Annotated in this window: 22 protein-coding genes; 14 read left to right on the top strand and 8 right to left on the bottom strand. The window is 61.5% G+C overall.

Annotation, left to right across the window (positions count from 1 at the left end; translation table 11 throughout):
- Positions 1-144 precede the first annotated feature (144 nt).
- Positions 145-903, bottom strand: coding sequence for a sulfite exporter TauE/SafE family protein (locus AC07VY_RS05435; RefSeq protein ID WP_495096462.1), 759 nt, complete (start codon positions 901-903; stop codon positions 145-147).
- Between the two features lie 199 nt (positions 904-1,102).
- On the opposite strand from AC07VY_RS05435, the gene AC07VY_RS05430 reads away from it, so the two are divergent.
- Positions 1,103-1,894: a hypothetical protein gene (locus tag AC07VY_RS05430; RefSeq protein WP_495096463.1), complete on the top strand. Its 792-nt coding sequence runs from the start codon at positions 1,103-1,105 to the stop codon at positions 1,892-1,894.
- Positions 1,895-2,044: 150 nt separating this feature from the next.
- On the top strand, positions 2,045-2,473 hold the full coding sequence (locus tag AC07VY_RS05425; RefSeq protein ID WP_495096464.1) for a lysozyme inhibitor LprI family protein: 429 nt from the start codon (positions 2,045-2,047) through the stop codon (positions 2,471-2,473).
- Between the two features lie 318 nt (positions 2,474-2,791).
- On the opposite strand, the gene AC07VY_RS05420 is transcribed toward AC07VY_RS05425, so the two are convergent.
- Positions 2,792-3,709, bottom strand: coding sequence for a LysR family transcriptional regulator (locus tag AC07VY_RS05420; protein WP_495096465.1), 918 nt, complete (start codon positions 3,707-3,709; stop codon positions 2,792-2,794).
- 104 nt (positions 3,710-3,813) lie between these two features.
- Here AC07VY_RS05420 and AC07VY_RS05415 point away from each other — a divergent pair, with 104 nt between their 5' ends.
- The 7 genes from AC07VY_RS05415 (at position 3,814) to iolG (ending at position 11,341) form a co-directional block, all read left to right on the top strand.
- On the top strand, positions 3,814-4,881 hold the full coding sequence (locus AC07VY_RS05415; protein ID WP_495096466.1) for a tartrate dehydrogenase: 1,068 nt from the start codon (positions 3,814-3,816) through the stop codon (positions 4,879-4,881).
- Positions 4,882-5,390: 509 nt separating this feature from the next.
- The gene (locus AC07VY_RS05410; RefSeq protein WP_495096467.1) at positions 5,391-6,422 is read left to right on the top strand and encodes a sterol desaturase family protein; all 1,032 of its coding nucleotides are present in this window, start codon (positions 5,391-5,393) and stop codon (positions 6,420-6,422) included.
- Between the two features lie 84 nt (positions 6,423-6,506).
- On the top strand, positions 6,507-7,469 hold the full coding sequence (locus AC07VY_RS05405; protein ID WP_495119476.1) for a sugar ABC transporter substrate-binding protein: 963 nt from the start codon (positions 6,507-6,509) through the stop codon (positions 7,467-7,469).
- Between the two features lie 102 nt (positions 7,470-7,571).
- A complete protein-coding gene (locus tag AC07VY_RS05400; protein ID WP_495074539.1) occupies positions 7,572-8,645 on the top strand; it encodes an ABC transporter permease in 1,074 nt (357 codons plus the stop codon).
- Positions 8,642-9,427: an ATP-binding cassette domain-containing protein gene (locus AC07VY_RS05395; RefSeq protein WP_495074540.1), complete on the top strand. Its 786-nt coding sequence runs from the start codon at positions 8,642-8,644 to the stop codon at positions 9,425-9,427. The genes AC07VY_RS05400 and AC07VY_RS05395 overlap by 4 nt, the downstream gene beginning before the upstream one ends.
- Before the next feature lie 36 nt (positions 9,428-9,463).
- Entirely contained in the window at positions 9,464-10,246 is a 783-nt protein-coding gene (locus AC07VY_RS05390; protein WP_495096468.1) for a TIM barrel protein, read from the top strand.
- A gap of 84 nt (positions 10,247-10,330) precedes the next feature.
- Complete coding sequence (iolG, locus tag AC07VY_RS05385; protein ID WP_495096469.1) at positions 10,331-11,341, top strand: inositol 2-dehydrogenase; 1,011 nt, start codon at positions 10,331-10,333, stop codon at positions 11,339-11,341.
- A 27-nt stretch (positions 11,342-11,368) separates the two neighbouring features.
- On the opposite strand, the gene AC07VY_RS05380 is transcribed toward iolG, so the two are convergent.
- Complete coding sequence (locus AC07VY_RS05380; protein WP_495096470.1) at positions 11,369-12,394, bottom strand: LacI family DNA-binding transcriptional regulator; 1,026 nt, start codon at positions 12,392-12,394, stop codon at positions 11,369-11,371.
- Between AC07VY_RS05380 and AC07VY_RS05375 the strand changes: the two genes are divergently transcribed.
- Complete coding sequence (locus tag AC07VY_RS05375; RefSeq protein ID WP_495096471.1) at positions 12,393-13,646, top strand: MurR/RpiR family transcriptional regulator; 1,254 nt, start codon at positions 12,393-12,395, stop codon at positions 13,644-13,646. The genes AC07VY_RS05380 and AC07VY_RS05375 overlap by 2 nt on opposite strands.
- 15 nt (positions 13,647-13,661) lie before the next feature.
- Here the strand turns inward: AC07VY_RS05375 and AC07VY_RS05370 are convergent, their stop codons facing one another.
- The 3 genes from AC07VY_RS05370 to AC07VY_RS05360 form a co-directional block, all read right to left on the bottom strand.
- A complete protein-coding gene (locus AC07VY_RS05370; protein ID WP_495111288.1) occupies positions 13,662-14,615 on the bottom strand; it encodes a PAS domain-containing protein in 954 nt (317 codons plus the stop codon).
- Between the two features lie 522 nt (positions 14,616-15,137).
- The gene (gene yghU / locus AC07VY_RS05365) at positions 15,138-16,013 is read right to left on the bottom strand and encodes a glutathione-dependent disulfide-bond oxidoreductase (protein WP_495096473.1); all 876 of its coding nucleotides are present in this window, start codon (positions 16,011-16,013) and stop codon (positions 15,138-15,140) included.
- Between the two features lie 180 nt (positions 16,014-16,193).
- Positions 16,194-17,006 carry a class I SAM-dependent methyltransferase gene (locus AC07VY_RS05360; RefSeq protein ID WP_495096474.1) on the bottom strand — a complete coding sequence of 271 codons (813 nt, stop codon included), beginning with the start codon at positions 17,004-17,006 and terminating at the stop codon, positions 16,194-16,196.
- Positions 17,007-17,257: 251 nt separating this feature from the next.
- Between AC07VY_RS05360 and AC07VY_RS05355 the strand changes: the two genes are divergently transcribed.
- Positions 17,258-17,830, top strand: a complete 573-nt coding sequence (locus AC07VY_RS05355; RefSeq protein WP_495096475.1) for a dihydrofolate reductase family protein — start codon at positions 17,258-17,260, stop codon at positions 17,828-17,830.
- A 40-nt stretch (positions 17,831-17,870) separates the two neighbouring features.
- On the opposite strand, the gene AC07VY_RS05350 is transcribed toward AC07VY_RS05355, so the two are convergent.
- Entirely contained in the window at positions 17,871-18,668 is a 798-nt protein-coding gene (locus AC07VY_RS05350) for a CsgG/HfaB family protein (protein WP_495096476.1), read from the bottom strand.
- A gap of 127 nt (positions 18,669-18,795) precedes the next feature.
- Positions 18,796-19,707 carry a LysR family transcriptional regulator gene (locus AC07VY_RS05345; protein WP_495096477.1) on the bottom strand — a complete coding sequence of 304 codons (912 nt, stop codon included), beginning with the start codon at positions 19,705-19,707 and terminating at the stop codon, positions 18,796-18,798.
- Positions 19,708-19,979: 272 nt separating this feature from the next.
- Between AC07VY_RS05345 and AC07VY_RS05340 the strand changes: the two genes are divergently transcribed.
- The 3 genes from AC07VY_RS05340 (at position 19,980) to rhaS (ending at position 24,539) form a co-directional block, all read left to right on the top strand.
- Positions 19,980-22,082: a bifunctional rhamnulose-1-phosphate aldolase/short-chain dehydrogenase gene (locus AC07VY_RS05340; RefSeq protein ID WP_495096478.1), complete on the top strand. Its 2,103-nt coding sequence runs from the start codon at positions 19,980-19,982 to the stop codon at positions 22,080-22,082.
- A 31-nt stretch (positions 22,083-22,113) separates the two neighbouring features.
- Positions 22,114-23,406 carry an L-rhamnose catabolism isomerase gene (rhaI, locus tag AC07VY_RS05335; protein ID WP_495096479.1) on the top strand — a complete coding sequence of 431 codons (1,293 nt, stop codon included), beginning with the start codon at positions 22,114-22,116 and terminating at the stop codon, positions 23,404-23,406.
- 140 nt (positions 23,407-23,546) lie between these two features.
- Positions 23,547-24,539, top strand: coding sequence for a rhamnose ABC transporter substrate-binding protein (gene rhaS, locus AC07VY_RS05330; RefSeq protein ID WP_495074553.1), 993 nt, complete (start codon positions 23,547-23,549; stop codon positions 24,537-24,539).
- The last annotated feature ends 206 nt before the right edge of the window (positions 24,540-24,745 follow it).

The following is a 24,745-nucleotide window of genomic DNA, read 5'->3' as shown; positions in this document are numbered from 1 at the left end:
TGGCAGGCACGGCCAATGGCGGCTGCAGGTCAGCAGCACAGTAGACGGCGCCTGGCGCCAGCTGACGCTCAAGCTCTGATATGCATCAAAACCGCTGCTAGCGCAGGATTTACCTACGCTAGCAGCTATTGATTCAATAGCAGTTCAAGCAAATAAGCGTGTCAGCAACTTAGGCGCCGCAGACACCAGCATCGCCACGCCGGAGGCTGTCAACAGGCCCAGCACGATCTTGCGAAACGCGGCTTCGCTGATGCCTATATACAGCCGGGCACCCAGCAGCGTAGGCATCAGCATGGCCAACGCCACCAAGCCAAACATGGGCAGCATGTCCCGCGTGACCATGCCGGCTGCCAGGTAGCTGCCCATGGTGACCAGCAGCATGGACAGGTTGAAGTTCTGCACCACGGCACGCTGCGCATCCTTCTCATAGCCGCGCAGCGTGCACCACAGCGTAGGCAGCGCCCCGGTAAAGCCACCCAGGCCGCCCATCACACCGCCACTCAGCCCCACCAGCCCATCGGCCAGCCGGCCACCCACCGTGACCCGGGGCAGCTGCCGCGCCATCAGCATGGCCGGGCACCACAGCACCAGCAGGCAACCCAGCACCAGGCGGAACCAATCCATGTCCATGCGCGGCAGCAAAGCCACACCCAGTGGTATGCCCAGCAAGCCGCCCAACACAAAGGGCAACAAAATCTTGATGTCAAAGCCACGGCGCACCGAGACAGCAGCAATGATCTGTCCCGTCAGCGAGCCAAACACCGCCAACGCCGCCGCCAGACGCGGCTCCAGCGTCCACACCCAGAACGACATGGACACCAGCCCATAGGCAAAGCCAGACAAGCCCTGCACAAAACCCGCCACCACGGCACCCACCACAACTACGGCATACACCGAATCCATTGCGTTCCCTCCAGCAGAATTGCCAAACGGGCTATTGTGAACAAGTGGCTGGCAGCGTGGTCCTGCCTAGTGGAGCGACGGTGCAGGCAATCATTGATCAATCGTGCTCAACGTGTAGAGGTGGGAGCGAATTGGTACTATCGGCCAGAACCAGACGCTCGCTGCGTCGTTTCATTCCTCCCCTTCTACACCCTAACGAATGCTCGAACGCCTCAAAGCCTTCATGCGACCCAGCATGCCGACGTTGGAAACTCAGCCTAATTTAGAGGGCTTCGTCTACGTCACCGACGCAGAGACCACCGGTATGCGTGACGCCGAAGTTGGTTCCACTATTCGAAATCCCAGTGCTGAACCGCCTTGGATAGTTGTGCATCGCTCTTTGGACGACGTGTCGGTTGCCCGATGGCCCGGACGGCTGTTTCGTGTTGAGATTCTCGAAACGGCCAGTGAGCAACCAATGTCGTACGCTAACTACACGAGGGCTGTTGCAGTTACGGTGGTCGCGGAGTTGCCGGCGCTACTCCTTCTTGGTACTCATGGAGAGAACGTCGCGAAAATCCTTGTCAAGATTGACACGCTTACGCTCGATGAGGCGTTTGCATTAGCGGAAGTTACCAAGCCATCATCGTCTGAAATCTATGCGACCGCTTGGGGGAATTGGCTTGCTGAAGTAGACAAACAGTCGGTCTACCTTGATGCTGACCACCGAAATACTTTGCAAATCAGAGTTGGGCCTACGGTCTCGCCTGTTGGCTACGCCCTTTCGCTGGTGTATTCCAAGATGCACAATCGCGCACAAACGGTGAGCGGCCCAGCCGCAATTTGCTTCAATGCGGACGGAGAGGGAGAACTGCAAGCCCCTTGGCAGGGGGCAACCAATGCGCTTTTGCATGCAGCGATGGCCTACGGCGCTCCCGGTCTGCTCTCATCACAACAGACTACCGCGCTGAAATATCCTTGGCGGACGGTGATAGAAGGACACGCAGACTGAGTAGAGGGTCTGCCATCCGTCTATTTGAGATAGACGCTTCGGGGCCACTGGGGCGGCCCCAAATCCGGCAGAATCCGGCCAATAGCGGTCCCTCAAGCTATTGGGCTACAGCTATCGACGATTTCACCATTTTCACAGTCATTACCGCCGATGCGTCGCTTCATTCTTATTGCAATTCTTCTTACTTGTGCGAATGCTTTTGGGGCTCCCGAAGACGGGCCGCTTGCGCGCTGCATGAAAGCAGATGGATCCCGTCCGGGTCGCTTGGCTTGTTATAGCAATCGTCTAGCCGCTTTGGAGCATGAACAAAAGAAGTTAATTGAGCAAATTCAACATGCCCTGTCTGACCCGCCTCCAGAAGCTGTTGACTATGAGTTGGCGAAAGTGAACCTATCCAAGGCACAGGCGGCATGGACAAAGTTCTATGTTGCTGATTGCCAATTCGGAGCCAACGTGTTTGGAGGCGGGAATGGGGGGCCTGAACAGGAATTGGATTGCAACGTAAGGCACTTTGAAGCCCGTAACAATGACCTTAAGAATCTGTATCGTGACTTTCTCAGTCGCGAACCAGTCCGTTAATCGGGTTCACAACGGCGGCCATCGTGTTCGCCATTCTCCGAAACCGAGCAAATCCTTGTAGCCCGTTCACGTCCGACGTTAGAGCGCGAAATAACATAGGATTTGGATGGCCGCTGTCTGGAAATTTGTGTGACAGCTTCGGGCCCTGAAGCGACGTTCGCTCATCTCCTAAGCCGACATTCAAACAACCAGCTTCAGTGCAATGCTCACCGATGGCCGGAGTGATGCCCCATGATGTCCGCGATACCCGCGCCGCCCAAAGAGACCCACAAGAAACAAGCTCCCAGCGCAGATAAAACCTGCGCCAGCAGCTATCAATTACGCAGCACCCGCACTCTGGGGCAAGGCATCGAAGCAACTCTGCAGGTACTCCACGCAGACCCGCACCTTGGCGGAGGTGGTCAGGCGGGCCGGGTATACGGCCCACACGTCGGCCTGCTGGTCGTAGCCAGGTAGCACTTGCACCAGCGCGCCCGACTGCAGCAGTGGCGCCACGTCCCACAGCGAACGCAGCACGATGCCACGACCGTCCACCGCCCACTGCACCGCGATCTCGCCGTGGTTGGTGGACAGCGGGCCGGTCACCTTCACCACCTGCTGCTGGGCGCCCGTGCGCAGCCGCCACACGCCAAACGGGTGGTCGCGCTCCTTGATGACCAGGCAGTCGTGGCCAGCCAGATCGGCCAGGGTGCGCGGTGTGCCGCGCCGCGCCAGGTAGGCCGGGGCGACGCACAGCACGCGGCGGTTGCTGGCCAGGCGGCGGGCGATCAGGTGCGGGGCAATCTCGTCGCCCACCCGCACATCCAGGTCGAAGCCCTCGGCGGCAACATCCACCAGGCGGTCCAGCACCTCCAGGCGTAGCTGCAACTCGGGGTACTGCTCGTGCATGCGCGACAACATGGGCGCCACCACGTTGCGGCCAAAACCAAAGCTGGTGCTGATGCGCAAAGTGCCGCGCGGGCTGCCTTTGGTAAGGCCCACCTCCTGCACCAGCTGGTCCACGCCGTCCAGGATTTGCCCGGCCCAGTGGAAGACGCGCTCGCCCTCCTCCGTCACCACCACGCGGCGCGTGGTGCGCTGCAGCAGTTTCACGGCCAGGGCTTCTTCCAGCAGGCGGATGCGCTTGCTGACGTAGGCTACGGAGGTGCCCAGCTCATCTGCCGCCGCCGCAAAACTGGCCTTGCGCGCCACCACGGTGAAGACGCGCAGGTCGTCGTTGTTCAGTGTTTTATGCACGAAGTGTTGATAGTGGATTCACACCTGGCCGATTGTAAATTTATCGTGGCCAATTAAAAATCCAGCCTTCTCCACCTATCTCAACGCTGTACAGAAAGCTCACCATGCCCCAGCCCTACAAGATCGCCGTCATCGCCGGAGACGGCATTGGCCAGGAAGTCATGCCCGAAGGCCTGCGCGTGCTGCAGGCTGCCGCCCAGCGCTTTGGTATTGCGCTGCAGTTCCAGCATTTCGACTGGGCGCATTGCGGCTACTACGCCCAAACCGGCCAGATGATGCCCGACGACTGGAAGGCCCAGTTGCAGGGAATGGACGCCATCTACTTCGGCGCCGTGGGCTGGCCAGACACCGTGCCCGACCACGTGTCCCTATGGGGTTCGCTGCTCAAGTTCCGCCGCGAGTTCGACCAGTACATCAACCTGCGGCCGGTGCGCCTGTTTGAGGGAGTGCCCTGCCCACTGGCCGGGCGCAAGCCGGGCGACATCGACTTCTTCGTGGTCCGAGAAAACACCGAAGGTGAGTACACCAACCTGGGCGGCGTGATGTATGCAGGCACCGAGCGCGAGATCGTCATCCAGGAGTCGGTGTACTCGCGCTTCGGCGCGGACCGGGTGCTGAAGTACGCGTTTGAGCTGGCGCAAAGCCGCCCGCGCCACAAGCTCACTGTAGCCACCAAGTCCAACGGCATCGCCATCAGCATGCCCTGGTGGGACGGCCGGGCCGACGCCATGCACCAGCACTACCCGCAGGTGGTCGTGGACAAACAGCACATCGACATCCTCAGCGCGCGCTTTGTGCTGCAGCCAGACCGCTTCGACGTGGTGGTGGCCAGCAACCTGTTTGGCGACATCCTGTCTGACCTGGGCCCGGCTTGCACCGGCACCATAGGCATTGCGCCGTCTGCCAACCTGAACCCGGAGCGCAGCTTCCCCTCGCTGTTCGAGCCGGTGCACGGGTCGGCCCCGGACATCGCAGGCAAGAACATCGCCAACCCGGTCGCCATGGTCTGGTCGGGCGCGCTGATGCTGGACTTTCTGGGCCACCGCGAGGCGCACGACGCCATCCTGCGGGCCATAGAACAAGTGTTGGCCCACGGCCCGCGCACTGCCGACCTGGGCGGCAGCGCGTCCACCACCGAGATGGGCATGGCGATTGCCGCACTGTTGGCATAGCGGCGGGTGTGGCCTGCGGCCCCTTGAATGCCCAGGGTGGCACCGACCCTGCAGGCTCCACATATTGCTATTTATTTCATAGCTGCTTGCGCAGGTAAATCTTCCGCAAGCAGCTATTTTCTTATGTAAATGCACTGCGCTTGCCGGTGCCGATGGGTGGCAAGATGCAATGCACCCGATTGCACACCCATCCCACAATCCAGTCAAAACCCGTGTGACTGACTTCCACACGGTGAAACACATCTGGTCTAACCTCTGCCATCTTCGCGGTCCTGCTGCAGCACCTATAGGCTGACGACCACCCCGCGTATACCTGCGCCGCTCCAATGGAGGAGGGAAAACCAGACAGCTCTTTGCCAGCTTTGGCCTTGGCAAATGCAATAAATTTTCCACACGGGAAAACACCTAGAAAACAAATTCCATTTCAGCATTACATTGCAATGCAACCGGGTGCAAAACAACTGCATAACTACCCGAAACACTTGCTTTGGAATGAATTACGTATGTCCATGGACGATCTTCTTTTCGGTAAACGCAACAAGCGGGGCGACTGGGCGCCCAACCAGCATCCGGGCATTGCACCGTTCTGGTCGTGGCCGCCGAACCTGTTGAAAGTGCTGAAATGGCTGCCCGGCTATGTGTGGCCGTGGAACCTGTTCCACATCGCCACGGCGCTGGTGTGGTGGTACTACGTGCTGCCCGATGTGCAGACCATGAAGACCATCAGCTGGGGCTGGACGCTGTACCTGCTGGCGGTCAACCTGGCAGCCTGCCTGGTGTTCTATGGATTCTTTGAGTGGCGCTACTACAGCCGGCAGGTGCAGGGCAAAAGCTTCAAGTACCACCATAAGTTTCCCAAGGAGCAACCGTCCGATGTGTTCTGGTTCAAAAGTCAGAACATCGACAACTTCTTGCGCAGCTTTCTGGTCACGATCCCGCTATGGACGATGGTGGAAATCATCTTCCTGTGGTGCTTCGCCAATGGCCTGGTGCCCTGGGTGCAGTGGATCGACAACCCGTATTACCTGGCGCTGCTGATGTTCATAGCACCGGCCATCCACGAGGTGCACTTCTTCGTGATCCACCGTGCCATGCACTCGCCCCGTTTCTACAAATGGGTACACGCCATACACCACAACTCGGTGAATCCCAGCCCCTGGTCGTCACTGAGCATGCACCCGGTCGAAGGTGTTCTGTACCACGCGGTCGCCCTGTGGCACCTGGTGATTCCGTCCAACCCCATCGTGGCGATGTTCCAGCTGCACATGGCCGGCTTTGGCGCCATCAACGGCCACCTGGGCTTTGACAAGCTGAAGCTGGGCGAAGACAGCGCCATGGACAGCCATGCCTACACGCACTACCTGCACCACAAGTACTTCGACGTGAACTTTGGTGGCGACGGCCTCGTCCCCCTGGACCAATGGTGCGGCACCTGGCACGACGGCTCCAAGGAAGGCGAGCTGCGCATGCAGGAGCGCTACCAGAAGAAGCTGGCAAAGATGAATGCCCGAAAGGAGGCACAACCGTCCCCGACCGAATAAACCACGCCCAACACGGTACACGCACGCCGTGCACCGCCCACCTAAACAGAGAAAGAGGAGCACAAGATGAAAACAGTTAAAAACATGTTGAAAACAATCGCCGTAGCCGCCCTGGTGGCCTGCACTGCCAGCACGGCCATGGCCGCCGGCGCCAAGATATTTGTCATCGGCGGCAAGGCCGATGATCCGTTCTGGTCCCGCGTCAAAAAGGGCGCGGACGACGCCGCCCTGGTGGTCAAGGCCGCGGGTGGGAGCGTCACCTGGCTGGGCCCGCAGACTTATGACAACCTGGGCCCCGATGCCGCCAAGCTGATCCGCACCGCGCTGAGCCAGAAGCCGGACGCCATCGTCGGCCCCGACTGGGTTCCCGAAGCCATGGACGCGGCCTTCAAGGAAGTGGTCGCCGCTGGCGTGCCGCTGATCATCTACAACTCGGGTGGCATGGATGCCGCCAAGCGCCTGGGCGCACAGAACTATGTGGGCAGCGAAGAGTACGTAGCGGGCTTTGGCGGTGGCGAATACTTTGCCAAGCACGGTGTCAAGAACGTGCTGTGCGTGAACACCCAACCCGGCTCCACCAACCAGGAAGCGCGCTGCAAGGGCATGGCCGATGGCATGGCCAAGAACGGCGGCAAGGGTACGCAGCTGCCACTGCCCTCGTCGGCCTTCGGCAACCCGACCGCCGTGGCCCAGGCCGTGAAGGCCGCGCTGCAAAAGGACAAGACGGTGGACGGCCTGATCACCATCGCCGCCGGTGACGCCACCAGCGCGGCCACCGGCATCAGTCAGGCAGGTCTGGTGAAGCAGGTCAAGCTGGGCACCTTCGACATCGACCCGACCAACCTGCAGCGTCTCAAAGAAGGCACGCAGCTGTTCTGCATCGACCAGCAACCCTATCTGCAAGGCTATTTGGCGGTATCCATGCTGAACGCTTACGTGCAATACGGCCTGAAAGTGCCCACCGCACCCATCCTGACCGGCCCCGGCATTGTGGACGCATCCAACGTCGATGCCACCTTGGCCGGTGCAGCGGCAGGCGCGCGTTAAGCCTGACCGAAAACGGCCCGGGCAGCCGCCTGGGACGGCTTATTCCACCGCGAGGCCCCTGCCCGCTGATTACTTTTTTGCAATGCACGAACGACTGACACCATGAACTCGAAAACCATTCCTCCCCCACCGATCGGGGTCCAAGCCGAAGCAAGCAGTGCCCAGCCGGGGTTCTCCCTGGGCAACCTGCTGCGGCGGCCGGAAACCGGCTCCTTCATCGGTCTTGTCTTAGTCTTCGTGTTTTTTGCCATCTTCGGTGGCGAGACCTTTCTGTCGGCCAGCGGCGCGGCCAGCTGGCTGAACATCGCCGCCGAGCTGGGCATCATCGCCCTGCCAGTGGGCTTGCTGATGATCGCCGGCCACCTGGACCTGTCGATTGGCAGCACCATTCCGGCCAGTTCGATGACCATTGCCATCGTCAGCGGCCACTATGGCCTGCCCATGCCGGTGGGCATTGCTGCGGCGCTGGGCTTGGGCCTTGCAATTGGCTGGCTCAACGGCTACTTGATCGTGCGCACCGAGCTGCCGTCCTTCGTGGTCACGCTGGCCACCTTGTTTGCGGTGGCCGGGTTGACGCTGGGTCTGTCGGTCATCGTGGCGGGCAGCACCAGCGTGGCGCTGAACAGCGACCCCATCACCAAGATGCTGTTTGGCAACTTCATCGACGGCAAGTTTGAAGTCATCCTGCTGTGGTGGGTGGCGGCCATGCTGTTTGTGAGCTACATCCTCAGCCACTCCAAGTACGGCAACTGGATTCTGGCCCTGGGCGGCGACAAGGTCAGCGCCCGCAACGCTGGCATCCCCACCAACAAACTGAACATCGCGCTATACATGGCCAGCGGGCTGTGTGCCGCCTTCGTGGGCATGTGCCAGGCCATTCTGTACAACAGTGCGCAGGTATCGGCTGGCCAATCGTTCATCTTCAATTCCATCATCGCAGTGGTGATCGGCGGCGTGATCCTGACCGGCGGCTATGGCTCGGTGATGGGCATTGTGCTGGGCACCATGACCTTCGCCATCGTCAATCAAGGCATTTACTACACCGGCTTTGACGCCAACTGGGCCAGCCTGATCATCGGCGTGCTGCTGCTGGCCGCCGTACTTCTGAACAACACCTTCCGCACCATGGCGTTGAGCCACTCCGCACCACGTGCTAAACCAAAGGCCAGCAAATGACTACCGCACCTCTGCTACAGCTCAAAAACGTCTACAAATCCTTTGGCCCGGTAGATGTACTGCACGACATTTCCCTGGACGTCAAAGCCGGTGAAGTACTCTGCCTGCTGGGTGACAACGGCGCCGGCAAGTCCACACTGATCCGCCTGCTGTCCGGCGTACACAAGCCCACCTCGGGCGAGATGCTGATGAATGGCAAACCCGTGGCCTTCAACACCCCACGCGATGCCAGCGACCACGGCATTGCCACCGTGCACCAGTTCGGTGGCACCTTCCCACTGATGAGCATTGGCCGCTCGTTCTTCGTCGGCGCGGAACCCACCAAGCAGTGGGGTCCGTTCGAAGTGTTCGACCGCAAGCGGGCCAACGAGATTGCCGTACGCGAAATGCGCGAGCTGGGCATCACCCGCATCACGGACGGTGACCGCCTGGTGGGCGGCCTGTCTGGCGGCGAACGGCAGGCGCTGGCGATTGCCCGTGCCGTGCACTTCGGCGCCAGCGTACTGATTCTGGACGAGCCCACCGCCGCCCTGGGCGTGAAGGAAGCCGCACACGTGCTGCGCATTGTTCTGCAAGCCCGCAGCAAAGGCATTGCCGTCATCTTCATCACGCACCAGGTGATGCACGCGCTGACCGTGGGCGACCACTTTGCGGTGCTGATCCGGGGCGCCAAGGCGGCCGACTTCCGCAAGGGCGAAAAAACCCGGGAAGAAGTGACCGACCTGATGGCCGGCGGCGAGTCCATGGCCTCGCTGGAAGCAGAAATCGAAAGCCACCTCTAACTTTTCCCTTAAACCTGACCCTGACTGACATTGAACATGACACACACCTTCACCCTCGCCGCCTGCGCCGAAATGCTCTGGCAAGACAAACCCATGGAATGGCGTGTAAAACGCCTGACCGAATTGGGCTTCCAGGTCGGCCTGTGGAACTGGCCTGAACATGATCTGGCCATGCTGGAAAAATCAGGTGCCACCTTCTCCATCATGAATGGCTACCTGCGTGGCCGCCTGTCTGACGATGAGGGCGCGGAGGAGTTGCTGCGCACCGCGCGCGAGACCGCCCAAGTGGGCAAACGCCTGGGCGTAGCGCGCCTGAACCTGCACGGCACCGGCCTGGGCGATCGCGGCCTGCCGGTCACCCCATGCACGACGGTCACTGGCCCGATGTGGCTCAAGGCCCGCGACACGCTGTGCCGCATTGCCGACATGGCCGACAAAGAAGGCGTGGTTTTCACGCTGGAAAACCTGAACCTGCCGCTGGACCACCCCGGCGTTCCCTTTGGCCGTGCTGAAGATACGCTGGCGCTCGTGTCGTCCGTGAACCATCCACGGCTGCGCCTGAACCTGGACCTCTACCACGCACAAATCGGCGAGGGCAATCTGATTGAGTTGTGCCGCGCCTGCCTGCCCTGGATTGGCGAGGTGCAGGTGGCCGATGTGCCAGGCCGCATAGAGCCCGGCACGGGCGAAATCAACTACGCCGGTGTTGCGCGCGCCCTGTTTGCCATGGGCTACCACGGCCCGGTGGGCATGGAGGCCTTTGCCAGCGGCGACCCGGAAGCCGCACTGGAAGCCTTCCGCAGCGCCTTCACGCTCTGAACCCCACATCTTTCCCCTTTCATTTTTAACCCCCTCGCAACCGGCTTGAACGCCGGGTCTGCATCTACTTTTTTGGAGAACTCTATGATCAAAGTCGGACTTCTGGGCGCAGGCCGCATCGGAAACGTACACGCCAAAAGCATTGCCGCCAACGCGCAAAGCCAGTTGGTGGCTATTTCGGACTTCCACCCCGCAGCCGCAGAAACCCTGGCCGCCGCCTACGGCGCCAAGGCACGCAGCACCGAAGAGATCATTGCCGACCCCAGCATCGGTGCGGTGCTGATCGCCACCTCTACCGACACGCATTCCAACCTGATCGAAGCCGCCACCGCCGCCGGCAAAGCCGTGCTGTGTGAAAAGCCGGTGGACCTGGACCTGGAACGCGCACTGGCCTGCCAGGCCGCCACAGCCAAGCACCACCGCCCGGTGATGATTGGCTTCAACCGCCGCTTCGACCCCAACTTCGCCGCCCTCAAAAAGTCATTCGACGCGGGCGAAATCGGCAAGGGCGAACTGCTGTCCATCACCTCGTTCGACCCGGCACCTCCACCGGTCAGCTACATCAAGGTGTCGGGCGGCCTGTTCCGCGACATGGCCATCCACGACTTTGACATGGCGTGCTGGATCTTTGGCGCTGCACCTGTGGCCGTGACCGCCGTGGGCAGCAGCATCGTGGACCCCGCGATCGGCGAAGCCGGTGACGTGGACACCGCCGTCATCACCCTGCACTTTGCTGATGGCCGTATCGCGGTCATCAAGAACAGCCGCCGCGCCGTCTATGGCTATGACCAGCGCATCGAGTTGCTGGGCTCCGACGGCCTGCTGCAAGCCGGCAATATGCTGGAGAGCAGCATCACCAAGACCACCGTGCAAGGTGCCATTGGCGCCAAGCCCGAATACTTCTTCCTGGAGCGCTATATGCGCTCGTACGAAGCCGAATGGCGCGCTTTTGTGCAGGCCATCAGCACCGAATCGGCCCTGCCCGTGAGCCTGCAAGACGGCGTGAATGCACTGGCCGTGGCAGAGGCTGCCACGCTGTCCGCCCGCCTGGGCAAGACCGTGCAACTCAAGAACGGCCGTCCCGTATCCGCCTGATCGCGGTACGCAGGCTAAACACCCACGCTAAGCCTGCCGCCGATGCGAAGCACGCAGCACCAGCGCCCCAGGGGCCAGCACCGAGCCCTGGGGCGTTTTTTCATCTGGGAACATGCGGCGAATGCCTTCGGATACCAGATGGTCCACGGGCTGCCGAAAGGTGGTCAGCTCGTAGCTGGGGGACCCGGCCAATTCGATGTCATCGAACCCGACGATGGCGATCTTGCGTACTGCATTGGCCGTCACCAGGGCGTCCATCGCACCGATGGCCAGGATGTCGTTCTCGCAAAAAAGGGCCTCCATGCGCTCGCTGCGTGGCGTGGACTCCATATAGCGCAGCAGGGACTGCATGCCCTCCTGGCGGCTGTAGTGCGCCGTTTCCAACACAGCACACAAATCCACCCCGCGACTGCGCAGCCCGTGCTTGAAGCCTTCCTGGCGGCGCAACTCGGTGCGCTCGGACATGGGGCCCGCCATGTAGGCAATGCGTTGCTGGCCTTGCTCCAGAAACAGTTCGGCGATTTCCACCCCGGCAGAAAAGCCATCGGTGCTGACAAACGGAATACCGGCCTGCCCGGTGTTGCGCATCAGCACCACCAGAGGAATGTGCTTGATGTTCTGCGCCAGATGGACCAGCTCGCTCTTGAGCGTGGTACCCAGAAACATGATGCCGTCCACCTGGAACTGGTCTGCCAGACGCAAGGCCTCTTCTGGCCCGTATTCCTGGCTGATATTGAGCAGCATGGAGCTATAGCCCCGCGCCTGCAATTGCCGGGTGGCTTCATTCAGCAGCTTGAGCAGGTTCGGATTGGCCAGCTCGTCCACCACCAGGGCAACCAAGTTGGAGCGCCGTGTGGACAAGCTGCGGGCCAGCAAATTGGGCGTGTAGCCCAGCTCTTTGGCGACCGCTAGGATGCTTTCTCGCACCTTGGGCGCCACCGACGCACCATCAGTAAATGCACGCGACACCGTCCATTTGGACACGCCTGCCCGGTCTGCCACATCGCTTGCGGTCACTTTCTTGGGCGGTTTATCTGCAGGAGCGGAGGACATGGGCACTCGGGTTCTGGGGCTGGGCCTGGGCAGTTTAGCAAAGCCCCCCTTGGAGATACCGCCGGCCAACCAGGTCTCGACCCTTGCGCCAACACAACCTGTGGCGCATGCCAACAACGCATTGGAGCAAATGGCACGCGGCCTGTGCGGCCTGCACGACATCAGCCGCCCCACGCCACGCCCAAGCAAAATCGAGCCCGTGGCACTGGGCCGCGAATTGGTGGAGTGGATACAGAACGACATCCCCCTGCTCAAGCCCAAAATGCGCAAAGTGGCAGAACACCTGCTGCAGCACAGCGCCAGCCTGCACATGCAAGGCATACAGAACCTGGCCCAGCAAACCCATACCGCGCCAGCCACCATCGTCCGCCTGGCCAAGCGCTACGGCTTCAACGGTTTCAGTGACCTGAAGGTGGCCTTTCTTCAGGTGCTGCCTGCTGCAGGCAAGGCGGAAACACCGCCATTGGAAGCACCTCTGCACCGCCCACCCAAACACCAGGGGCCAGACATCTTCGGCGACGCGCTGATCGCGCGCATCCGCCAGGACCTACCCCGGCTCAGCCCCAAGATGCGCAACGTGGCCGAGTACCTGCTTCACCAAAGCAGCAGCCTGCACCAGCAGCGCATCAAGACACTGGCACTGCAAGCCCATACGATTCCGGCCACCATCGTGCGTGTGGCCAAGCGCTACGGATTCATCGGCTTCCACGACCTGAAGCTGGCCTTCCTGCCGAACGCTGAAGCAGCCAGCCCCGAAGCCAGCGCAGCACTGGCAGAGCTAGACCGCTGGGCGCGGCACATGCACGCCGTACGCGCCATGGTGGAACATGCTTTCTTCCTACAGGTTGTACTGGCCCTGTACGCAGCGCCCCAGATCGCGGTATGTCCGGTACGGCCGGGCGACTTGGCCGTGGCAAGCTACCTCACCAGCCGACTGGCGGCGCTGAAGACGCGCACGGCATTGGCCGGACCGGAGCAGTTGGCACCCCTGATGGCTTGCGCACCCGCGCAATCCGTGGTGCTGGAAGTGTGTTTGGCTGAACACGCGCACAGGCCTCGCGCTATGCCACAACGGCGTGGCAACGCAAAGCTGAGGTGGATCCGCATGCAAACCGGTGCGACACCATCTGCGGACGCGCAAGACCTCAGTCTGAACGTCCCCGGTGCAGCCGAATCGCCGGCCAACCATGGTGCTTTTGCCCTGGTGGATGCGTTGTGCGCGGCATTGCTTGCGCATGCCAGCGCCCGCTAAGCTTCCCGCAGCCCACTAGTGCGCGGGTTTGGCAACCGCAATTGCGCGCATGCTGACTTGCACCGCGGGCGCGCCGTCGTACACCGTGGTGATGCTTTGCACCTGCACCGGCACGGCGCTTCCGTCCAGGCGGAGCAGCACCTCCTCGAACGGAGCCGAGGGTACATGGACCTGGCTAGCCTGCGCCAGACGTACCATGGCAGCGGCATGGTAATCCGGGTGCAGCCGCTCCAGGCGTGACTGCCCCAGCAGCGCGCGGGCATCCGTAGCGCCCAGCAAGGCAGTAGCAGCCGCATTGGCAAAAATGATCTTGCCAGCGCGGTACACGCATATCGCATCTGGCGACCACTCCACCAGCGCCTGGTAGCGCGCCTCGCTGGCGCGTAGCGCGGCCAGGGCGGCATGCTCCACCGTCACATCGGTCAGCACCAGGCGCTGCACAGACTGGCCCGCGGCATCCCGGGCCACGACGCCCACCACGTGCACCCACAAGCGGCCGCCGTCTGCCTTGGTCATCTGCAGATCGCAGGTCTGAGGCACACCGGTATCAACCAGGCGCCTACGATAGGCATGGAAAGCATCCTGCTGCGCCACTTCCACAAAGCGGTACATGCGCTGGCCCACCAGGTTTTTACGTGCCAGCCCCAGCAGCAAGGCTGCCGCAATATTCGCGTCGTGCACCACCCCGTGCTCATTCAGGCTGAAATAGCCCACAGGCGCCTGGTCAAACAAATCCAGGTAATGCGTGCGCGAAGCATCTGTCAGGGCCTGGCTGTGCAGCAGCTCCTGGTTCTGGCGCTCCAGCTCTTGCTGGCTGAGGTGCATGGTGTACATGGCGTGGTGCATATCGCCATGCTCGTCAGTGATGTGAATGGGCAGCGCTTGTACGGATGCTTCGCCATGTCGGTCGCTCACCCGGCGATGAAGCCCTTGCCCACCGGCAGCACGGCCGCCGTTACGTCTGTCCATAATGTCCAAGATATTCCCCTTTCTTGGTACCAAGCCGCATTGCCGTGCGGCGATCCCGGGGCGCTACCAGGTTCTTCAGCTCTTATCTGCCTGTTTCGCCCAGCTAAATGCCAGTGTATGTGTGTAAGCAAGCTTTGTGCAGCTTGGTTACGCAAACTTGCATGCGGCTCTTCAATAAGCCATTGCCAGCCAGCCGAAAAACGCTGTTTTACTATCTTTTAGATAGCTGCTAGCGCAGGTAAGACATGCGCTGGAGGTCGTTTTAATAGATGACGTTCTAAGGACATATTACAGGCTCAAAACGCCCGCAGAGCCGGCCGCATCTGAGGCCACAGGCTTGATCACACTCCACCGGCGATTGCTGGGCACAACGCAGACGGCAAGGCCCATGGCGCCGCATTGCGCGCCTTGCTACGCAATGCATAGCGGCTACCGCAGGTTTTACGTGCGCCAGTGGCCTCTATTGTTGGAATATGTGTGTGGCCGTCAGCGATGCCGTGCACCGTATCGGGCCTCGGGAACTCAGCCCTTGGCGGCCAGCTTGTCCTGCGTCTGCGTGTCGAAATCACTGGCCGCGTGGCGCTCGTGCAGCTGCTCGGACGGCTCGCCCCAGGCGCGGTTCACCATACGCCCGCGCTGCACCGCCGGACGCGCGGCGATCTGCCGGGCCCAGCGCACAACATGGGTGTATTCGTGCACGCTCAAAAACTCGGCCGCACCATACAACTGTCCCAACACCAAGCCGCCGTACCAAGGCCACACCGCAATGTCGGCAATGCTGTAGTCGTCACCCGCCAGGTAGCCGTGCTCGGCCAGGCGGTGGTCCAGCACGTCCAGCTGGCGCTTGACCTCCATCGCATAGCGGTTGATTGGGTACTCGAACTTGGCCGGAGCGTAAGCATAAAAATGGCCAAAACCGCCGCCCAGAAACGGCGCACTGCCCATTTGCCAGAACAGCCACGACAGGCACTCGGCCCGCGCCGCACCGCTGGCAGGCAGAAAAGCGCCAAACTTCTCCGCCAGATACTGCAGGATGGCGCCCGACTCGAACACCCGCACCGGCTCGGCACCGCTGCGGTCCATCAGCGCAGGAATCTTGGAATTGGGGTTGACCTCGACAAAGCCGCTGCCGAATTGCTGGCCTTCGGTGATGCGGATCAGCCAGGCGTCGTATTCAGCACCGGTGTGGCCCAAGGCGAGCAGCTCCTCCAGCATCACCGTCACCTTGATTCCGTTCGGCGTGGCCAGCGAATACAGCTGCAGCGGATGGTTACCAACTGGCAGTTCTTTGTAGTGGGTGGAACCGGAGATCGGCCGATTGATACTGGCGAACTCGCCACCGTTTTCCTTGTCCCAGGTCCAGACTTTGGGTGGCATGTAGGCATTGGTGTCGGTCATGCGGTTTCTTTGAAATGGTGTGGATCAAAACAGAATAGATGGCAGGTTAACGGCTGTGCGATGACCCCGGGGCTTTAGGGTTTTGAGGGAACGTGGTAAGCGCTAGAGCAGCGCAGTTCAAATACCGGCCTTCGTTGCAAAGGCTGGTCGGACTGGCAAGGGACTTGTGCCGAGACTTCACTATCCCGCCGCCACGATCACATGCGCCTGGATTTTCCCGGCCACCGGGCCTACACCGTGGCGGCTGACAATCGCCTCAGTCGCACGGTCGGTGGCCAGCTGCAGCAGGCTGGCATCACGCACCTCGATTTCATTGCGCAGCGGCGTGCCCTGGCAATAGGCTGTGGCAGCGTCGCGTGCCGAGGGTGCGTGGCTCAGCTTCTCGCGGGTCTTTATCTCGATGTCGATAAACCCTGCGCGACTCAATTCCTCGCGGATCAATGCGACGTCGTGGTAACCGTGCGGCGTGCGGGCAAGAAAGCGTGGTGGATCATGCGGAAACACCGTGGCGACGGCCCTGGTGACGTCGTCGGCAAAGGCGTTCTCTTCGATACGGTCCCAGACGCTGAAGACGAAGCGCCCGCCGGGCTTCAGCACGCGACGTGCCTCGGCGTAGCCGGCGACCCGGTTCGGGAAAAACATCGCACCGAACTGGCAGCACACCACATCGAACGCGGCATCGTCGAACGGCAGAGCCAGCGCGTCAGCCTGTCGCCATGCAATGCGGCTGTCTATCCCCTGCCGGGCGGCAGCATAGTCGAGCATGGGCTGGTTCAGGTCGGTCACCACATAGCGCGCGTCGGCACGCAACTGGGGCGCCAACGCTCGCGTCACCACGCCACTGCCGGCAGCCGTCTCCAGCACTGCGCCGGGCGAAAAGCCGGCGACAAGCTCCGCTGTATCGGCAGCATAGCCCCCGAAAATCAGGGGCACCATCAGCGTATCGTAGAACTTCGGGATAGAGCCCGCGAATACCTTGTCGCTTTCAGCCATGGGGCCTCCTTGCAAGCACCTGAATGGTGACCATGCGCCATAGTGGCCCCGCACGCTGGGCTCGTCAATGCATAGGCCCGCGAATATGAGGTCAGCTGCATGAATTCTGAAACATGGTTTTAGGATCTGGAGGCTATGGTGCGTGCACCCTTCTCCCACGATGTAAATTCATACGCCGGATGTATTGGCCAGGGTTTTCCGTTTAGCTCACGTTCGGCGTCAAAAATCCTAACGCTATCAAAGGCAATTCCATGAAGACCCAGTACTACACGGCGACGAGCCTCGACGGATTTATCGCCACCGAAGATGATTCCCTCGACTGGCTATTCCCGCTGGGTGATATCAACGAAACGGGCTACCCGGCTTTCATCGCTGAAGTTGGCGCGTTGGCCATGGGCTCGGCCACCTATGAATGGATGCTGCGCCACGCGCAGACTGTTGAAACCGAAACAGGTGCTTCCTGGCCATACGTGCAACCAACCTGGGTCTTCACCCACAGGGTGTTGCCGCCAGTTCCGGGAGCCAAACTGCACTTCGCATGTGGAGATGTGCGCTCCGTGCACGCCGCCATGCGCGAAGCCGCTGGAGGCAAGAATATCTGGGTTGTCGGCGGCGGCGACTTGGCAGGCCAATTTCACGACGCCGGCCTGCTCGACGAGGTGATCGTTCAAATAGGCTCCGTCACTCTTGGCAAAGGCAAACCGCTGTTTCCCCGCCGACTGACCAGTCCTTCGCTGAAGCTGGTTTCAGTCAAGCAGATCGGCCCGGGCTTTGCGGAGCTGCGCTACCAAGTTCCTTCACCCAGCACAAACAGTACTGAGTGACCGCGAGGGCAGCCACGAAGACGGCCCTAGCTACGGCGCATTATTTCTTTGTCGCCACACGGTCGGGCATGGACTTGGCGACCAACTCCCGCACATGGGGGATCATTTTGTTGACCGAATCCAGGAACGCGGCCGAAATCACTTTGCCTTCATTGGTATTGGTCCAACCGGCCGCGCCACCACCACCGGCAGCGCCGATCATCAGGCCCGCAGTCCCCAAATCTGTGGCGCGCGCCGAGCCCTCGGCGCTCACCAATTGCTCGGTTGTTTGCGAGTCGGTCAGGGTCAGCACCACTTGGGCTTCCTTGAACTTCACCTTCTCGGCCAGACCCGCGAACTGCCCAATGTACGGAATACGCGCCAGGATGCCCTCCAGCCCACCGCCAGCGTTCTGCTCCGAAAACACCAGGGTGGGTGTCAGTACGTATTGGGCTTCCAGCACATGGCCACGCGGGTTCACGGTGCTGTCCTTGCGGGTCAAACCTGACTCTTGTAAATCCAGCTCTTGCCGGGTGCCTTTGAGGCCCAAATTGCGGTCCACCACGCGAAAGCAGCCGCTTTGCTGCAGCATCAGCCGCACCAAAGGCACAGGCGAGTTGGGCAACCCGCCCGCGCTGCTGGTGTAGGTATAGCCGTTGGGGTTTTCGATCACGCCCAGCGTGGCAAGCGGAGCATCGCACTTTTCAATCTTGCGTGTTTCGCCCGTGGACTGTTTTTGCCCAGCGGCGCCTGTCGCCAAGCCACCGGCATTGCCGGTTTCAATCCCCGAAGGCTTGCAAGCAGCAAGCAAGGCCATCACCAAGGTGGCGGCAACAAGAGCGGGAGCAGATCGGTTCATAGGTAGGGACTAAATAAAGTTCGGCACGGATGGTACATGCAGCCTATGGGACTACAGCCCCCTAGGCCGGACAATCGTTTGTTACGAATTGCATCTACCACGGGCCCGGGAATGCGCGACCAGTTTGCTAAATCCTGCAAGCCGCAAACCCCGCCCCATCCGCCAGCACAAAGTCCCGAAACGCCGCCCCCAGATCCGATGGCACGGCATCGCGGCGGTGCAGCAGGCACCAGTCCAGCATCTTCGGCATGTCCTGCAGGTCCAGCACCGCCAGCATGCCGGCGGCCAGCTCGACCTGGAACACGTGGGCGGATAAGAAGCTGATGCCCATGCCGACCATCACGGCCTGCTTGATGGTCTCGTTGCCGGACAGCTCCATCGACACATTCACCTGCAGCGACTGGGATTGCAGCAGGTGCTCCAGGAACTGCCGGGTGGCCGAGCCGGGCTCGCGGAAGATGAAGTCCTCGGTGCGCAGATCGGCCCAGCTGAGCTTGCGCCGCGCAACCAGCGGGTGGTTGGGCGGGGCCACGATGCAGTGCGGGTTGCGGGCAAAGGTTTCAGCCTCCACATCGGCCTCGCTGGGGGGGTAGCCGCCGATGGCCACGTCCAGTTGGTGCTCTTGCAGCATGGCCAGAATCTTCTCGCGCCGCTCCACCGTGAGCTTGAAGCGAATGCCCGGGTGCCGCGCCTTGAAGGCCATCAGCAGCGCCGGCGCGAAGTAATGCGCGGTCGGCACCACGCCGAGGTGCAGCAGGCCGCCCTCACCGCTGCGGCTGGCGGTCATGGCCTCGTCTGCGATGCGCACCTGGTCGAGGATGCGGCGGGTGTGGCGCAGCAAGGCTTCGCCCGGCGGACTCAGCACCAGACGTTTGCCGGTTTTGACGAACAGCGGCTGGCCCACATCCTCCTGCAGCTGGCTGATCTGCATGGACACGGCAGGCTGGGTCAGGTGCAGCTGTTCGGCGGCGCGCGAGTAGCTGAGGCTGGTGGCCACGGCCTCAAAAATCCGCAGCTGGCGCAGGGTGGCGTTTTTCATAGCAATCGGTACAGGGTTTCACCCTGAAATCAGGCATCCAACAGGTAATAGAACGGGCGTTCACATCGGGATCTGGCGGGTAGTTTCCCTTAGCTGCGGCGCAGCAATTCCAACCCTATCCGCATGGCGTACCGACCCACGCTGGAGCAAGCCCAAAGTATAAGTAAAACTTTGACAAAACATAAAAATACATGTGTTGTGGATATACATAGGCATACCTAGACTTGCGGCCATTGCAACCCCTTTTGCCCTTTCGCACACCACCTGCTCTCATGTCCAACACCACCATCGCCCCCTTCCCTACCTGGAACGACGCCCACGCCGCCACGCTGGATGCACCCGGCCTGCTGCTGTACCGCTCGAACCTGCTGGGCTCCGACCTGCGCATCACCAACTACGGCGGCGGCAACACCTCCGCCAAGCTGGTGCAAAAAGATCCGCTGAGCGGCCAGGACACCACCGTGCTGTGGGTCAAGGGCTCGGGCGGCGACGTGGGCTCGATGAAGCTCGACGGCTTCAGCACCTTGTACATGGACAAGCTGAACGCTCTGCAAAAGCTCTACCGCGGCCCGCAGTTTGAAGACGAGATGGTGGCCTACCTGCCGCACTGCACCTTCAACCTGAACCCGCGCGCCGCCAGCATCGACACGCCCCTACACGCCTACCTGCCGTTCGCCCATGTGGACCACATGCACCCCGACGCGGTGATCGCCATTGCCGCCATGGCCAACAGCGAAGCGCTGACGGCGAAGATTTTTGAAGGCACGGTCGGCTGGCTGCCCTGGCGCAAGCCCGGCTTCGAGCTCGGCCTGATGCTGCAACGCTACCAAGCCGCCCACCCCGACCAGCGCGGCCTGGTGCTGGCTGGCCACGGCCTGTTCACCTGGGGCGACAGCGCCAAGAGCTGCTATGAAAACACCGTGGGCGTGATCGCCCATGCGCAAAACTGGCTGGGCCGCGAGCGTGTGGCCCGCAAGGCGGTGAGCTTTGGCGGCGTAGCACAGGAATCACTGCCCACCGCCGAGCAAGACGCCACCCTGGCCCGCGTGCTGCCGGTGCTGCGCGGCCTGGCTTCCAAGAGCGGCCACAAGCTGCTGCATGTAGACCGCCAGCCCACGGTGATGGAATTCGTCAACAGCCGCGACCTGGCGCCGCTGGCCGCCATGGGCACCTCCTGCCCGGATCACTTCCTGCGCACCAAGATCCGCCCGCTGATCCTGGAAGCCTCTGTCTACCAACTGGAAGGCGCCGCCCTGGCCGCCGCGCTAGAAGAAAAGCTCGTTGCCTACCGCGCCGACTACGCCGCCTACTACGAGCGCTGCAAGCGCGCCGACAGCCCGGCCCTGCGCGATGCCAATCCGGTCATCATCCTGTTGCCCGGCATCGGCATGGTGTCGATTGCCAAGGACAAGGCCACGGCGCGCATCGCTGGCGAGTTCTATGTGAACGCCATCAACGTGATGCGCGACGCCAACGCCATCGATACCTATGTGGGCCTGCCCGAGCAAGAGGCGTTTGACATCGAATACTGGTTGCTGGAAGAAGCCAAACTGCAACGCATGCCCAAGGCCAAGCCCCTGGTCGGCAAGGTGGCAGTGGTCACCGGCGGCGCCGGCGGCATCGGCCGGGCGATCGTCGAACGCTTTCTGAACGAAGGCGGCTGCGTGGCGCTGCTGGACATCGACGTAGAAGCACTGGAATCCACCCGCGCCGAGCTGGCCAAGCGTTTTGGTAAGGACGTGGTGCGCAGCATGGTCTGCGACGTGACGTCCGAAGACTCCGTCATCAACGCCTATGTGCAGGCCACGCTGGAGTTTGGCGGCGTCGACATCCTGGTGTCGAACGCAGGCATCGCTTCCGCCGCGCCGATCGAAGACACTAGCCTGGCATTGTGGATGCGCAACCAGAACATCCTGGCCACCGGCTACTTCCTGGTGGGTCGCGAAGCCTTCCGCCTGATGAAGGCCCAGGCCATCGGCGGCGCCATGGTCTATATCGCCAGCAAGAACGGCATGGTGGCCAGCGCCCAGGCCAGCGCCTACTGCGCGGCCAAGGCGGCCGAGATCCAGCTGTCGCGCAGCTTTGCCTTGGAAGGCGCACCGCTAGGCATCCGCTCCAACGTGGTGAACCCCGACGCGGTGATCCGCGGCAGCAAGATATGGACCGGTGCCTGGAGCCAGGAGCGCGCCGCCGCCAACAAGATCAGCGAGGAAGAACTCGAAGCCTTTTACCGCGACCGCTCCATGCTGAAGCGCAGTGTCTTCCCCGAAGACATTGCCGAAGCCACCTACTTCCTGGCCAGCGACCTGGCCGCCAAATCGACCGGCAACATCATCAACGTGGATGCAGGTAACCTGGCTGCATTCCCGCGCTGATTGCCCATTAAAAACACAACACGAGACAGCCATGACCACGACCAAAATTGCTCCTGAATTAATAGCTGACCACGCACATAGTGCCAGTGCCAGAGTCGATTCTGACTACAAACATCTGGGCGAACAGCTGGCCCGCCGCAATGTCAACATCGACACGCTGAAAGCCGAAGTAGCGAAGTTCGCCGTGGCCGTGCCCAGCTGGGGCGTGGGCACCGGCGGCACCCGCTTCGCCCGCTTCCCCGGCAAGGGCGAGCCACGCAATGTGTTCGACAAGCTGCAGGACTGCGGCGTGATCCAGCAGCTGGTGCGCTGCACCCCCACCGTGTCGCCGCATTTCCCCTGGGACAAGGTCAGCGACTACAAGGAACTGCGCCAGCATGCCGAGTCCTTCGGCCTGGGCTTTGACGCGGTCAACTCCAATACCTTCTCCGACCAGAAGGACCAACCGCTGTCGTACAAATTCGGCAGCCTGACCCATGCTGACGCCGGTGTGCGCGCCCAGGCCGTAGCGCACAACCTGGAATGCATCGAAATCGGCAAGCAGATCGGCAGCAAGGCGCTGACGGTGTGGATTGGCGACGGCTCCAACTTCCCCGGCCAAAGCCACTTCCGCCGCCAGTTCGACCGCTACCTGGACAGCAACCGCCAGATCTACGCGGCCCTGCCAGCCGACTGGAACATGTTCCTGGAACACAAGATGTTCGAACCGGCCTTCTACGCCACCGTCATCCAGGACTGGGGCAGCAGCCTGCTGGCCGCGCAAAGCCTGGGCGAGAAAGCCCGCTGCCTGGTGGACCTGGGCCACCACGCGCCGAACACGAACATCGAGATGATCGTGGCGCGCCTGGTGCATGCGCAAAAGCTGGCCGGCTTCCACTTCAACGACAGCAAGTACGGCGACGACGACCTGGACAGCGGCAGCATCAACCCCTTCCAGCTGTTCCTGGTGTTCAACGAGCTGGTCGATGCGGCGCAAAGCAAGGTGCCCAACTTCAACCCCGCCTACATGCTGGACCAGTCGCACAACGTGACCGACCCGATAGAGAGCCTGATGACCAGCGCCGTGACCGTGCAGCGCTGCTACGCCCAGGCCCTGCTGGTCGACCGCACGGCCCTCACCGGTTACCAGGACGGCAACGACGTGCTGATGGCGGCGCAGACCTTGAAGGCCGCCTTCCACACCGACATGACCCCGCTGCTGCAAAAGATCCGCATCGAAGCCGGCGGCGCCGCCGACCCCGTGGCAACTTACAGAACTTCGGGCTACCGCACTGACATGGCAACTATTCGCCCCGCCAGCGGCCCCAGCAGCGGCATTGTTTAAGGTAGCTGTGCCCCCAGCACAGCGCCACCCCATCGAGACCGGCGCGCAGCTCCCCAGCTGTAGCGCCGGTAGCGACACCGGCCATAACTCCATTGTTAAGGCCAATTTTTGATACCAACAAAGACATCCAGGAGACAAGCATGAAGAAACAAATCGCAACCCTGCTGACCGTGGCATTGAGCGCGGCCTTGGCCAGTCCGGCATTTGCTGCGGACAAGATCGCCCTGGTGGTGAAGAGCCTGGGCAACGGCTTCTTTGACGCGGCCAACCAGGGTGCGCAGGAAGCAGCCAAAGAGCTGAAAAATGTGGAAATCATCTACACCGGCCCGGCCAAGGCCACGGCCGAAGGCCAGATCGAAATCGTCAACTCGTTGATCGCGCAAAAGGTCTCGGCCATCGTCATCTCGGCGAACGACCCCGACGCCCTGGCACCAGTGCTCAAGCGCGCCATGGACCGCGGCATCAAGGTCATCTCATTCGACTCCGGAGTGCGCAAAGACGGCCGCATGATGCACCTGAGCCCCTCCAGCAACCCGCTGATCGGCGAAAAACTGGTGAAGATGACGGCCGACGCCGTAGGCTCCACCGGTGAAGTGGCCATCCTGTCCGCTACCGCACAGGCCACCAACCAGAACATCTGGATCGACGAAGCCAAGAAAGTACTGGCCCAGCCCGCCTACAAGGGTCTGAAGTTGGTTAGCGTGGTCTACGGCGACGACCAGACCGACAAGAGCTACCGCGAAGCCCAAGGCCTGTTCAAGAGCTACCCCAACCTGAAGGCCATCATCGCCCCCACCACCGTGGGTGTAGCGGCAGCCGCCAAGGCTGTGCAGGATGAGAAGAAAGTCGGCAGCGTATTCGTAACGGGCCTGGGCCTGCCATCTGAAATGGCCGGCCATGTGAAGAGCGGCGCGGTCAAGTCCTTCGCCATCTGGAACCCTATCGACCTGGGCTACTCGTCCATCTATGCGGCCAGCCAGTTCATCTCTGGCAAGGTCACTGGCAAGCCGGGTGAAAAGGTGTCTCTGGGCCGCGTTGGCACCGTGACACTGGATGCGAACAGCGAAGCCGCCATGTCGGAACCCTTCACCTACGATGCCACCAACGTCGAGAAGTTCGCGAAGTTTTTCTAACCCCCAGGCTGCAGTGCTGCGCACTTTTCGCCAACCCCCCTCATATCGGTTTGGAAAACCGATATGACATGCAGGGGGCAACCCCAGTGGCCCGGCAGAGCCGGATCCACGGGGTTTCTGGTGGAGTTGCGGGGTGACTGATTGGGTGTCGGTGAACCGACAAGTTCGTGGGGCATCTCTGTCAGGGTGGGTGCCCCTTTTTTATG

It is taken from the genome of Rhodoferax sp. GW821-FHT02C08, assembly GCF_059421805.1.
This window is presented reverse-complemented; position numbering and strand designations above follow the sequence as displayed.